Origin of the sequence: Polynucleobacter duraquae (assembly GCF_000973625.1) — a bacterium.
In the GTDB taxonomy this organism is placed as follows: Bacteria; Pseudomonadota; Gammaproteobacteria; order Burkholderiales; family Burkholderiaceae; genus Polynucleobacter; species Polynucleobacter duraquae.
Window position 1 is genome coordinate 1,391,001 of sequence record NZ_CP007501.1, and the last position, 13,085, is coordinate 1,404,085.

11 protein-coding genes are annotated in these 13,085 nt (G+C 46.1%); 5 read left to right on the forward strand and 6 right to left on the reverse strand.

The features are described from left to right. Positions 1 to 175: 175 nt before the first annotated feature. Both CL55_RS07200 and CL55_RS07205 read right to left on the reverse strand, forming a co-directional pair. The gene (locus CL55_RS07200; protein WP_046330475.1) at positions 176 to 922 is read right to left on the reverse strand and encodes a formyltransferase family protein; all 747 of its coding nucleotides are present in this window, start codon (positions 920 to 922) and stop codon (positions 176 to 178) included. After that, entirely contained in the window at positions 915 to 1,493 is a 579-nt protein-coding gene (locus CL55_RS07205) for a hypothetical protein (protein WP_046330476.1), read from the reverse strand. The genes CL55_RS07200 and CL55_RS07205 overlap by 8 nt, the downstream gene beginning before the upstream one ends. Positions 1,494 to 1,573: 80 nt before the next feature. Here CL55_RS07205 and CL55_RS07210 point away from each other — a divergent pair, with 80 nt between their 5' ends. Continuing rightward, positions 1,574 to 1,909: a hypothetical protein gene (locus tag CL55_RS07210; RefSeq protein ID WP_156156284.1), complete on the forward strand. Its 336-nt coding sequence runs from the start codon at positions 1,574 to 1,576 to the stop codon at positions 1,907 to 1,909. 306 nt (positions 1,910 to 2,215) lie between these two features. On the opposite strand, the gene CL55_RS07215 is transcribed toward CL55_RS07210, so the two are convergent. The 4 genes from CL55_RS07215 to CL55_RS07230 are packed head-to-tail and all read right to left on the reverse strand — an operon-like array spanning position 2,216 to position 7,523. Continuing rightward, entirely contained in the window at positions 2,216 to 4,714 is a 2,499-nt protein-coding gene (locus CL55_RS07215) for a DNA internalization-related competence protein ComEC/Rec2 (protein ID WP_237150482.1), read from the reverse strand. Between the two features lie 4 nt (positions 4,715 to 4,718). Beyond that, positions 4,719 to 5,579 (reverse strand): TatD family hydrolase, encoded by an 861-nt coding sequence (locus CL55_RS07220; RefSeq protein WP_046330478.1) that lies wholly within the window; start codon positions 5,577 to 5,579, stop codon positions 4,719 to 4,721. Continuing rightward, entirely contained in the window at positions 5,576 to 6,271 is a 696-nt protein-coding gene (lolD, locus tag CL55_RS07225; protein WP_046330479.1) for a lipoprotein-releasing ABC transporter ATP-binding protein LolD, read from the reverse strand. Before lolD ends, CL55_RS07220 begins: the two co-directional genes overlap by 4 nt. Continuing rightward, the gene (locus CL55_RS07230; protein ID WP_205621348.1) at positions 6,264 to 7,523 is read right to left on the reverse strand and encodes a lipoprotein-releasing ABC transporter permease subunit; all 1,260 of its coding nucleotides are present in this window, start codon (positions 7,521 to 7,523) and stop codon (positions 6,264 to 6,266) included. The genes lolD and CL55_RS07230 overlap by 8 nt, the downstream gene beginning before the upstream one ends. A 70-nt stretch (positions 7,524 to 7,593) precedes the next feature. On the opposite strand from CL55_RS07230, the gene CL55_RS07235 reads away from it, so the two are divergent. From CL55_RS07235 to lysS, 4 genes are all read left to right on the forward strand, one after another. Then, positions 7,594 to 8,553, forward strand: coding sequence for a hypothetical protein (locus CL55_RS07235; RefSeq protein WP_237150483.1), 960 nt, complete (start codon positions 7,594 to 7,596; stop codon positions 8,551 to 8,553). After that, a complete protein-coding gene (gene recJ, locus CL55_RS07240) occupies positions 8,550 to 10,295 on the forward strand; it encodes a single-stranded-DNA-specific exonuclease RecJ (RefSeq protein WP_046330482.1) in 1,746 nt (581 codons plus the stop codon). The genes CL55_RS07235 and recJ overlap by 4 nt, the downstream gene beginning before the upstream one ends. A 28-nt stretch (positions 10,296 to 10,323) precedes the next feature. Next, a protein-coding gene (gene prfB, locus CL55_RS07245; RefSeq protein ID WP_156156285.1) for a peptide chain release factor 2 occupies positions 10,324 to 11,428 on the forward strand; the annotation gives its coding sequence in 2 pieces (ribosomal slippage) (positions 10,324 to 10,404 and positions 10,406 to 11,428; 1,104 coding nt in all). Between the two features lie 34 nt (positions 11,429 to 11,462). Further along, positions 11,463 to 13,019, forward strand: a complete 1,557-nt coding sequence (gene lysS, locus CL55_RS07250; protein ID WP_046330483.1) for a lysine--tRNA ligase — start codon at positions 11,463 to 11,465, stop codon at positions 13,017 to 13,019. Positions 13,020 to 13,085 lie beyond the last annotated feature (66 nt).

Here is a 13,085-nt window from a genome sequence, read left to right on the forward strand (position 1 = left end):
TCTGATTCGCTGGACTACTGTTAAAAAAATTTGTTGCCGCTGATTAATCAAACCAAAGAAACTATTTGTTGGTAGTTTGGTAGACCCTATTACAGAAGGTTTGATGGTTTTTTTACGACTAAAAAAATGCCCGCATAAAGCGGGCAAAGGCACCACATACAACGGAGGAGACTACTCAAATATTTACCAGCTCTTTAGTTCTGATAAATTTTTGCCCACAAACAACTTGAAAATCACTTTGATCCAGATAACCCTCTGGTCTATCGCTATTCTCAAGTTCATAAATATTTCCACGCTCTATTAATTTCAATTTATGGTCAAAGTCATAGCCGAATGCTCTGATACGCAGATCTAACTCTTCCCTACTAATATCCCTAGTGATTCTTAAGTAAGCCATGTAGTCTGCTTTGGTAAATTTCTTATTTCCCCACGGGATTGGATAAGAAATCAGCGGCGTCTCGTTTAGCAACTCTTTCTTCTTTTGACCAAAGAGCGCCAACATGCTATCCATGGTCAGCCTATACAAGTCAAAAGCATTGGCATTTTTTGGTACAGGGAACGCGTGAATTCCATTGATCTTTCCCGTGTCCACCAATTCATCCATTTCATGGACTGTCGTTCCGTAGACTTCATCCCCTTCGTAGATCGCCATCTCCAACGAAGCATAGCCTGGTCGAATTGGAGGTCCTGGATGAAAGTTATAAGCGCCGTATTTCAGCTTCTTAATGATTGATAAGGGAACAATCACCCCGCTGAGATAAGCAATCAACCTAGAACGATCTAAAAGCGAATGTGGCAACGCAATCAAGCTAGCTAAGTCATTGAGCAAAATAATTTCTACCGCAGGGTTAATACCTTTAAGTTCCGAAGAGAACTTTTCATAGTGCTCGCCATTATGAAGAAGAATGATTGAATTAATCATTTTCAACAGCCCTTGTATGGCGCTGAAGCCATGAACTATGTTTAAGGGAAAAGGATAGAAGCAAAACTATCGCCATAGTTCCAAAGAAACCCGACATTACGGTGACGAGACTCTCTCTTAAATAATTGCCAGAGGAAATAACGTTAAATTCAAAAAGTACAAACGTATATGAAAAGCCATGAATAACACTACAAAACAATGCGAGCCCAACGATCTTAAGATAAGTAATATTTTCAATATCTGGACTAACATTCATTACCTTTAATGCCAACTTAACTGAAGCCCAAAAAACAATAGCGTTTTCCAAGGCGATCATCAAGGGAAGAGTCGAACCATATTCTGGATGCTGTATTGACTGCCTAACTAAAACGCCAATAGCAAGCCCAATAGCTCCCCAGATATCAAAAAGCAAAACACACAATACTTTGACGCCAGTCGGCAGATAAAAGAAGGTTGAGAAATCGTTATTTCTCAATACATCTGGCAAGTAACTCATAGGCAGAAAAGCCAAAAAGTAGAGGGCAATAGAGATTGCTATCTTTATTAGGGCACCTGTGAGTAGACTCTTCATCTATATTGTCGTAAGATTTAGTTAATTGATCTTACCCGATAATACTAAAAAATAGTACTCTTAAAACAGCTACGAGACCTATGGGAAATACCTACCTTCGTTTTTTTCGGCTCATGTCTGCGATTAACAACCCAGCATTTCCAACGCTGGACGACACTTCAAGAAAAATACTGGAGGTCGTTTCGGCGGAAGCCTATCTTTCTAACCGCTATTTGACGGTCAAGCAACTGATAGAAATGAATGCTCTAGGCTCAAAAGCAAACCTTCATAGCAGGCTTCTTGGTTTGGTAGAAAGCGGCTATATAAAGCTGGTTCCCCAATCTGATGCCCGCTATAAAGATATCATTCCCACAGCTAAAACAAAGAAATACTTTGACACACTAAGCAAGGCAATTAAAAAGTCGCTAGAAGCCTAAAGAGAAATATTCACAGCGCAATAATCGCCCGAAGGTCGTAGATTCAAATCCTGCCCCCGCAACTAGTATTACAGCTCTAAGCCCTTACTTTTAAGGGCTTTTTGCTTTTCTGGGATTTGGAATCTACAAGCGCCTAATGCATACCTTAAAAATTTTTCTTTGCTGCATCACTCTTTCCAGTGCTTTATAGCCCCTTTGGCTTTTTAATGGCCTCATGAAAACCACCATCAGCAGCCAGCTCAATTGCACTTGGATATTTCATCTTCCCTCCTCTAGGTCAATACTTTTTCACACTGGCACCGCCAATCATTTACCCACTTCTATCGGAAGGCGATGCCACAGCCTTTGGGAATACCTTCTCTGAAACAGGGGGTCTTCATTTAACTTGTTTGCGTTATAAAAACTCCAAACCTGTGCACCAGTAGTTGGTGTTTGATAAAACGGAATATTCATACCTTGGTATCGAGCAGTGACTGTTGGGTGTGGATGACCGTATCGATTGCGATATCCATTTTGGGCAAATGCTTGATTAGGACTGAGCGCTGTTAAGAGTTCGTGAGATGAGGATGTTTTGCTACCGTGGTGTGGTGCCATGAATATCAAATTCTTATCCTTAAGATGATTGAGAGCTGTTTGAGTTAAGTGCTCGGTGATTTCAGCCTCACCCTGCTTTTCTACATCACCCGTTAACCAGAATGAAGTTCCCTGGTTGCGAACTTCCAAAACACAACTGACTTCATTTGGTTTTCTAGGATGCTGATCCTCAAAAACTGTCTGCTCATTTGGATGCCAAATATAAAAGTCAAGCCCATCCCATGACCATCGCTGACCAAAGCGACAGGGAATGGCAGGAATCTTTCTCTCTTCCAAATTGGTGAGCAAGGGGTTAGTACTGAGTAAGGATCCCATCATGGATTCAAAGCCAATTTCTTCTAGTAGAGTTGCGGCGCCTCCAATGTGATCACTATCACTATGACTAATGACCATGCGATCAATTTGATGAATCCCCCTACCCCTCAAATACGGCAAGATGATTCTTTGACCAGCGTTATCTTTTCCCTGAATGGGTCCGGTGTCGTATAGCAATCGTTTTGTTTTAGTTTCGATGAGGACTGCCGTACCTTGACCTATATCTAGTACCGTCGCGCGGAACTCGCCTTTTCCCAAATGACCATTAGTCAACGGCTGCATAAATAGAGTTGCGCACAACACGAGTCCTATCACTCTCGACACCCAAGCCTCTTGCATAGATCCAGGACGAATCGCTATGATGATTCCAATAATGGATAAGGCTATCGCCCACCAACTAGGCTGGCTAGACCAAGCGATCGACCATTTCCAGTTCGCCATCCATGCAAGCATGATGGCCAAGTAGTCCATCGTGGCATGTGCTGGTATCAATAACAACCTACCAATGAAGTCAGGCAACAAAGCACCAGCAATCGCTAAGGGAGTTACAACGTAACTCACTATGGGAATAGCAATGGCATTTGCCAGTGGTGAAACGATCGAGACTTGATAAAACCAATATAAGGTCAATGGTAAAAGTGCGATGGTAACGACCGCCTGAACCCGGCAGGCTTCACGGAGGGCTTGAATCACTCTATCTTTCCAATGAACTTCTAGCTCTCTACCAGTAGGTAGGCCCAGCAAACCATCAGAATCTTGCATGGCATACAAAATCGCCGCCACTGCTCCAAACGAAAGCCAGAAACCCGGCGTATAAGGTGCCATCGGATCAATGACTAGTACAAAAAATAGAGCCCACCACCAGATATCAAAAGACCGAGGATTTCTGCCGGACCATAAGGCAAATGCAACTACTCCCACCATATACATCGTTCGCTGCGCTGGAATCTGAAAGCCTGCTAACCATGCATACACAAAGGCCGTCAAAAAACCTGCTGCAGCAGCGACCTTACCAACTGGGACTAAAAGTGGCAGCGTGTTACGACGCCAGAGTAATGTGGCCAGCATGGCGCCAAATCCAGCCAACATCGTTACATGCAGGCCCGATATGGAAATAAGATGTCCGATCCCAGTAGCATTAAATACACGCCAATCTTCTTGGTCGATTGCATTTTGATCGCCCATCACCAAGGCAGCAATCACTCCGCCATAGCGCGCATCTCTTGGTAGCAAGCGCTTAATCTTTTGTCTTAACTTCCAACGCTGATACTCCATGGCTAGAGCAAATTCTGTAAAGGCAATATCTTTCTCAAGGATTAGCTTTCCTGACCTAACTGATCCACTGGCACCAAAGTCTTGATGGAAGGACCAGCGCTCAAAATCAAAAGTATGGGGATTGAGAGATCCATAAGGTCGTTTGATTTTGACCTTAAATTCCCAGCGCTGACCCGGAATGACTTCGGGCACATCCTGAGGATTACGCCATGCGGGCTGCCAACTCAAATAGATCTGCGGAGGAAATGATTCAATCCTCTTGCGCCCCAAAAATGCCTGATCTACCTCAAAGGAAAACTTGGCGCTACTTAAAGAGCTTTGTGGCAAGGCATTCACTCTACCCTCGAGCACAAGATCTTTACCTTCATGCTCTATGGATAGAACATTACTTAAGCGGTCCTGCGCGTAGTGTGCATTCCAAGCAAAACCCAAGCTACAACAACAGGCTGCTAGTAATGCGCCGCTAACATGATGAGATTGAAGCAATACATAATTAACACGAGCACCAAGCAGAGAGGCAAGGACAACTGCTGCACATATCCAGCGCCAATACTCTGGCACAGTAGATAAAAATAAAAGTAGCGATCCCCCGGCGATAAACGCCGCAATATTGGTGCGCAAGTTTTTAAGAGGCGGATTGGAGGTTTGGGTTGTCAGTCATTAGGGATGACCAACGGGGTAATGCTTGCATGGCATTTTGCCAAACTGCTTTTGAAAATACTTCTTTACTGACTCCACGAATGTCTGCCAATTGGCTAGCGATTCTGGGAAGCAAAGCTGGTTCATTGAACTTGCCACCCTCCTCTTTTAACCAGGCCGGCGGAATGTCAGGGGAATCGGTTTCAGTAACAATGCTTTCTAAAGGCAACTCTTTTAAGAGGCGGCGAATCTGTAACGCTCGATCGTAGGTTGCGGCGCCTCCAAATCCCAACTTGAATCCCAGCTCAATAAATTGTTCAGCCTGCTGATGACTGCCATTAAAGGCATGCGCGATACCGCTAGGAACCGTTCTTTTACGGAGCGCTTTAAGAATGGCATCCTGCGAACGGCGTACATGCAAAATCACTGGCAATTGAAATTGCTGTGCCAAATCTAATTGTTTGTGAAAGAAAAATTCTTGCCGCTGAGGATCGAGACCCTCAACAAAATAATCCAAGCCAATCTCACCAATACCCACAAATCGAGGATCATCTAATGATTGCTCAATTTGCCCTTGAAGAACATCGATGTCGCTATCTTGCGCTCGATTAATGTAAAGCGGATGAATGCCTAGCGTGTAGACCAATCCTGGGATTTGATTGCCATGCTGGCTTGCTAAATGTTTAGCTGGTATCCAATCAGAGGCCTGAACCGCAGGCAGCAAAATGGCTTTGACGCCTTTATCGGCCGCACCTGAAATAATCTCTGGGAGAGAGCCTCTAAACTCTGGAGCATCTACATGGCAATGGGTATCCACCCATGCAAGGTCTGTATTCACTTCACTCATTGTACGAAGGTCTTTAATACTCCGCGCTCTAAATGCAAAATCCGGTCACAACGTTTTGCGCGAATAGGATCATGGGTCACGATCACAAATGCAGTACCCTGCTCACGAGCAATATCTAGCATCAAGTCAAATACGCCGTCAGCAGTTTCGGTATCGAGATTACCCGTCGGCTCATCCGCTAGAACACAAGTGGGATTACCAACTAGCGCACGGGCCACTGCAACACGCTGACGCTCACCACCAGACAGTTCGCCTGGCGTATGCTGAACACGCTTTGCCAGACCAACTGCATTCAACATCACGCTCGCTCGCTCCTTAGACTCTTCATTACTTAAGCCACGAATACGCAAAGGTAGCGCAACATTCTCAACAGCACTGAATTCATCCAAAAGATGGTGGAATTGATAAATAAAACCCAGATTGTGATTGCGTAGTTGATCTAATTTACTTACCGACAGTTTGTGGAGATTCTGCCCAGCAAGCATAACAGTGCCGGCACTAGGGCTGTCTAAGCCACCCAATAGATGCAACAAGGTACTTTTACCTGAACCAGAAGATCCTACGATGGCAACCTTCTCAGAAGCGCTTACCTGTAAATCAATTTCCTTCAGGACATCAACTGCAGTAGGTCCTTTGCCATAGGTCTTTGCTAAACCCGATGCACTCAGAATAATTTGATTGGAATTACTCATAGCGCAATGCCTCCGCAGGCTGAACTTGAGCAGCTCGGCGACTTGGGTATAAGGTGGCCAGCACAGAAAGGCCAAAAGCCATTAGGCCAACAGTAAGGACATCAGACAAACGAACATCCGATGGCAACTCACTAATAAAGTACACATCGCGAGGCAAGAATCGTACACGGAAGATGGCTTCAATTGCAGGAACGATCACATCAATATTTAAAGCAATCAGGAGGCCCAAGCCAACACCGGCTAGAGAGCCAAGTAGACCAATCGCTAAACCTTGCACCAAGAAGATTCGCTGAATGAGTCCAGGACTTGCGCCCATGGTTCTTAAGATCGCAATATCAGCTTGCTTCTCATTTACTGTCATCACCAGGGTAGATACCAAATTAAAAGCGGCAACCGCAATAATCAAGGTCAGAATGATGAACATCATCTTGCGTTCAGTTTGAACAGCAGCAAACCAATTGCGATTGGAGCGCGACCAGTCGCTCACCCACAACGCTTGTGGCACAACTTGAGCCAATTCAGAGGCAATCTCTGGTGCACGCTGCATATCATCAACCTTCACGCGTAAGCCTGATGGATCTTGCAAACGTAATAAAGCTGCGGCATCTTTCCAATGCATGATAGCTAAAGAGCTGTCATATTCATAATGACCACTGTCCACGATGCCGACGACTTGTAGTGTTCGCATTCTGGGCATAGCGCCTGCCGGTGTGAGATCACTTTCTGGCACTATTAAATTCACTCGATCACCAAGGCGAGCACCAACCATATTGGCAAGCTGTGCACCTAAAGCAACCCCAAAGGCGCCTGGCTTCAAATCATCGATGCTGCCGGTGACGAACTGCTTTGGCAAATCAGAGACCTTGCCCTCCTCACTTGGAAGTACCCCACGAATAGACACGCCACGCATCACATTCTCACGACTGAGTAGACCTTGCGAGGCGACCATCGGAGCGACACCTACAACGTGGGGCTGGGCAGCTACCTTCAGTGCAATCGGCTCCCAATTCGCTAAACCATCTGGGGCGGTAATCTCCACATGAGAAAGAACGGATAACATGCGATCGCGCACTTCCTTCTGAAAACCATTCATGACTGAGAGCACCACAATCAGGGCGGCAACGCCCAAAGCGATACCTGCAGTGGAGATTCCAGAAATAAAAGAAAGGAAGCCATCACGCTTACCTACCGTCTTGCGACGCTTGGATCGGGTATAACGCAGACCAATTTCTAGCTCAATAGGGAGTCTCAACATACTTACAGTTTAGTGAATTAAACGAGCAAACCAATGGATTCTGTAAATGCCACCTAAAATCAGGGGAATGACTGCTAATTTGACCTCCCAAACAAGTACTTTGCGACGCTTTACCCTGATGGTGTCAGGGGAGGATGCTATTGACGCTGGATTAGAGCGAGATACCCCGCCCAGCGGACTTCCGCAAGAGCGCTTTCTATTGGGTGATCGACTGCCGATTGCCCCAGTCTTACTATTGGGTCAAAGCGACCTAGCAGTTAACCCAAATGAAGTGATTGCCTGCCTTCAGCCAGTCCACTTTCATGCTACCCGAGATCATTTAATCCTCATGGCTCAAAGTCAGATTGATCTGACAGCAAATGAATCCGCCAACTTGCTACAAGTTGCCCTCCCCTTCATCGAAGAAGATTTTAGAAACAAGGTGTTATTTCAGGGACAGCGTGATTGGTTCATTCCAGCAGGTCCATTTATCAGTCTTGCGACGCACTCTATTGATCAAGCGCATGGTCGCAATATTGATTGGTGGATGCCGCGCGATACAAACGTGACTGGAGTTGCTAAGCTTTGGCGCAAACTCCAAAATGAAATTCAGATGCTTTGGCACATTGATCCGGTCAATCAGGAACGCGAACAACGTGGATATCCCAGCATCAACTCCTTATGGATTAGCGGTATCGGCAAACTAGCTGATATTCAGACCCCTCGATTGCTAGAGAATGTAAATCAGCTATATGGCGATCACCCCGTCTTGGTTGGGTTAGCCAAATATCTTGCAATCCGTCAGCAGCGTGAGATTGATTTCTCAAAGCTACAAAATACCTTTGCATGGATTGATCGTCCCGAGATCATTTGGGACAGCTTGAGAAAAGCGCTTTTGAGTAAAGAGTTAGATGAAATCGAAGTGATCGATTTTCCTCAGGGTCAAACTCGCCACAGAATCCTCACAGCCAAGGACTTAAACAAAAAGTCATGGGCCTTCTGGAAAAAATCAGAACCTTTAACTTGGCAAGAAATCATTTCAGAATGAGTCTTTTTTCTCAGCGCCCTTTTTCTGATCGCACCGCTAGCTGGTTACAGCAAAGTGGTCTGCACCCGTTATTAGCAAGGCTGTATGCAGCTCGTGGTATTGATAAACCAGAAGAGCTTTCTTTAGATCTAAAGCAACTACTCTCACCAGTAGAGCTAAAGAACTGCATTAGTACTGCTGCCTTACTGGCCAATATTTTGGAGCGCAAAGAATCCATGCTGGTAGTAGCAGACTATGACTGTGATGGCGCTACTGCATGTGCTGTTGCACTGCGTGGATTGAAAATGCTGGGTGGGCCAGATACCCCTATTAAGTTTTTGGTGCCCAATCGTTTTACGATGGGCTATGGACTAACACCAGAGGTGGTAGATCTTGCCGCTCAGCAAACCCCCAAACCTAAATATCTCATCACAGTCGATAACGGGATCGCCAGTGAAGCTGGGGTAGACCGAGCTCGCGAGCTGGGAATGGAAGTCATCGTGACTGACCACCACCTACCAGGTGATCGACTGCCCAAAGCCACTGCAATCGTCAATCCAAATCAACCAGGCTGTAGCTTCCCAAGCAAAGCACTTGCTGGTGTGGGTGTGATGTTCTATTTATTAGTTGCCCTAAGAGCAGAACTTCGCAAGCGTGAAAAATTTACTGCTGAGACTCAACCTAAGATTGAGAGCCTATTGGATCTCGTGGCCTTAGGCACCGTAGCAGATGTGGCACAGCTTGATCGCAATAATCGCATCTTGGTTTCCAATGGTCTTAAACGCATTCGCACAGGAGTATCGCAAGCTGGTATTCAGGCGCTGTTTCAGGCGGCTGTGCGGGATCCTCGCAAAGCGAATACCTTTGATCTAGGTTTTGCTATCGGCCCTCGCTTAAATGCAGCAGGACGTCTAGCGGACATGACTTTAGGTATTCGCCTATTGATTTGCGATAAGCCCGACGAAGCCATTGAGTTAGCTTACGAACTTGATCGTATTAATCGTGAGCGGCGTGTCATTGAGGGTGGCATGCAAGAAGCTGCTCTCGCTCACCTCGCTGAAGATCAATTAGCAGGCACCATGGCAGAGCGTTCCAGTATCTGCCTTTGGAATGCAGAGTGGCATCAGGGAGTAGTTGGCATCGTCGCCTCTCGTCTGAAAGAACGCTTTAATCGTCCCGCGATTGTCTTTGCTCCAGCTGATGGCGCTAGCGGTGAGGAGTTGCGTGGCTCTGGTAGATCATTGACAGGCTTTCATCTACGCGATGCCTTGGATATTGTTTCTAAGCGTGAGCCTGGCTTAATTCTGAAGTTTGGTGGACATGCCATGGCGGCTGGTCTTAGCATTAGAAAAGGTGATTTTGAAAAGTTTGACACCGTGTTTCAACAGGTTGCCAATGGCTTACTCAATGATGAATTGCTAGAGCGTCGCCATATTCATGATGGGCCACTAGATCTATCTGAATTCACACCCGAAACAGGCGATCTCTTGGCTGAAGAAATCTGGGGTCAAGGCTTTCCTCAGCCCATTTTTTATGGTGAGTTTGAGATTGGACAGCAAAGCCTCATGAAAGAAAAACACCTGCGCCTGCAGCTTCGTCCAATTGGAATCGGTCCATTGGCTAGCAAGCCATTTACTGGAGTCTGGTTTAACCATACCCAATCCTTACCAGCCAAGGCCAAGCTGGCCTATCGCCTAGTCACTGACCGTTTTCAAGGACAGGCACGCGTACAACTCATGATTGAGGCCCATGACGAGGGTTAAGCTGCAATAACCCCCTTATAATCAGGGGATGGAAGCCGAACAACTCAACATTATTTCAAATACCCTGTCCGATCTGCTCACTCGTGAGCAAGCACTTCGGGGGTATCTTTGACTTCGAAGTAAAGTCACGACGCCTTACGGAAGTGAACTCCATTCTTGAAGATCCTACTATCTGGGATGATCAAAAGAAAGCGCAGGCCCTCGGCAAAGAGAAGAAATTGCTCGACGGCGTGGTTGCTACTCTCACTGATTTAAATAGCAACATCACTGGCGCACTCGAGTTATTCGATATGGCTAAAGACGAAAGTGATTTTGAAACGATTAGTGCGATCGAGCATGATGTCGAGAGCTATAGCAAGATCATTCATGATTTAGAGTTCCGCCGCATGTTCCATAACGAAATGGATCCATGCAGTTGCTTTATTGATATCCAAGCAGGAGCCGGCGGCACTGAAGCCTGCGATTGGGCCAGCATGCTCTATCGCCAATACTTAAAGTATTGCGAACGCAAAGGCTACAAGACAGAAATCCTAGAAGAATCCGATGGTGATGTTGCCGGCATCAAGAGTGCCACCATCAAGGTCGATGGTGAATATGCTTACGGGCACCTGCGCTCAGAGACTGGTGTGCACCGTTTAGTACGCAAGTCACCTTTTGATTCGTCTAATGGTCGCCATACTTCTTTTGCCAGCATCTATGTATACCCAGAGATTGATGACTCGATTGAGATTGACGTTAATCCAGCAGATATTCGCACCGACACCTATCGCGCCTCTGGTGCGGGTGGCCAGCACATTAACAAAACCGACTCTGCTGTTCGCTTAACCCACCTTCCCACCGGAATCGTGGTGCAATGTCAGAACGACCGAAGCCAGCACCGTAATAGAGCTGAAGCGATGACAATGCTGAAATCACGACTGTACGAGCATGAGATGCAAAAGCGTCGTGTAGAGCAGGATAAATTAGAGGCCACTAAAACCGATGTGGGCTGGGGTCATCAAATCCGCTCTTACGTGCTGGACCAAAGTCGCATCAAAGACTTGCGTACTAACGTTGAGATATCAAATACACAAAAGGTATTAGATGGTGACCTTGATGCCTTTATTGAAGCCAGCCTGAAACAAGGCGTTTGATTCATTACCCCCATTCCAGTTATTAATATTCCATATGAACGATCCAGTGAATTCAACTCCTAACCAATCTACAGCCACTGAAGCCGTAGATGAAAACCATATCATCGCCGAGCGTCGTGAGAAATTAGCCAAGCTACGTGAAGGTGGTATCGCGTTTCCAAACGACTTCGTACCAACCCACTTAGCAGCAGATCTTCATACTCACTATGACAGCCTCACTAAAGAGGAATTGGCCGCTAAGAAAGTGCATGTCAAAGTGGCTGGCCGCATGGTACTCAAGCGGGTGATGGGTAAAGCCAGCTTTGCCACCATTCAAGATCGTAGTGGCCAGATTCAGTTCTACATTAATGATGAAATTAGCGGTGCTGATATTCATGGTGCATTCAAGCACTGGGATATGGGAGACTTTATCTCCGCTGAAGGTAATTTATTCAAGACCAATAAAGGCGAGCTCTCCGTTGAATGCAGCAAGCTGCGCCTGCTGAGCAAGTCTTTACGTCCTCTGCCAGATAAGTTTCATGGTCTATCAGACCTAGAAACCAAGTACCGTCAACGTTACGTTGACTTGATCGTCAATCCAGAAAGTCGCAATACCTTCAGGGCTCGTAGCAATACGATTGCTTCTTTGCGTCGCCATATGCTCGATGCAGACTTCATGGAAGTTGAAACACCCATGCTTCATCCGATTCCTGGTGGCGCAACTGCAAAGCCCTTCATTACGCACCACAATGCCTTGGATATGCAGATGTTCTTGCGTATTGCGCCAGAGCTGTACTTGAAGCGCCTTGTGGTTGGCGGCTTTGAGCGTGTGTTTGAAATCAATCGTAACTTCCGTAATGAGGGTGTTAGCCCACGTCATAATCCAGAATTTACGATGATGGAATTCTATGCAGCCTATACCGATTACCGCTGGTTAATGGATTTCACGGAAGGCTTAATTCGCTCTGCTGCAATGGATGCGCAAGGTACTGCTGTTCTAACCCACCAAGGTCGTGAACTTGATCTCAGTAAACCTTTTCAGTGCTTAACAATTACTGAAGCCATCCTGAAATATTGTGGCCAATCTAACAAGATCTATGAAGCAGCTCAATTAGAAGATGCTGCATTCATTCGCGCTGAATTGAAAAAAGGTGGTGAGAATCCAGACTCTCCTACCCTCAAGAGCGCCGGTATCGGCGCCCTTCAACTCGCTCTGTTTGAATTAGTGGCTGAGTCACATCTTTGGGAACCAACTTACATCATCGATTACCCAATCGAAGTAAGTCCTCTTGCCCGTGAATCCGATACCCGCCCTGGCATTACCGAACGCTTTGAGCTATTCATTACCGGCCGTGAAATCGCCAACGGCTTCTCTGAGTTGAATGATGCTGAAGATCAAGCCAATCGCTTCCGTAAGCAAGTAGAGCAAAAAGAAGCAGGTGATGAAGAGGCAATGTACTTTGACCATGACTTCATTCGTGCACTGGAATATGGCATGCCCCCGACTGGTGGTTGCGGTATTGGCATTGACCGCTTAGTCATGTTGCTAACTGACGTACCCAATATTCGTGATGTGATTTTGTTCCCGCATCTGCGTCGCGAAGAAGAGTAAGTAGTTAGAACATCTTCTCCGTAAATCAAAAGCCGCAGAATGCAAACTCTGCGGCTTTTTTTCGAC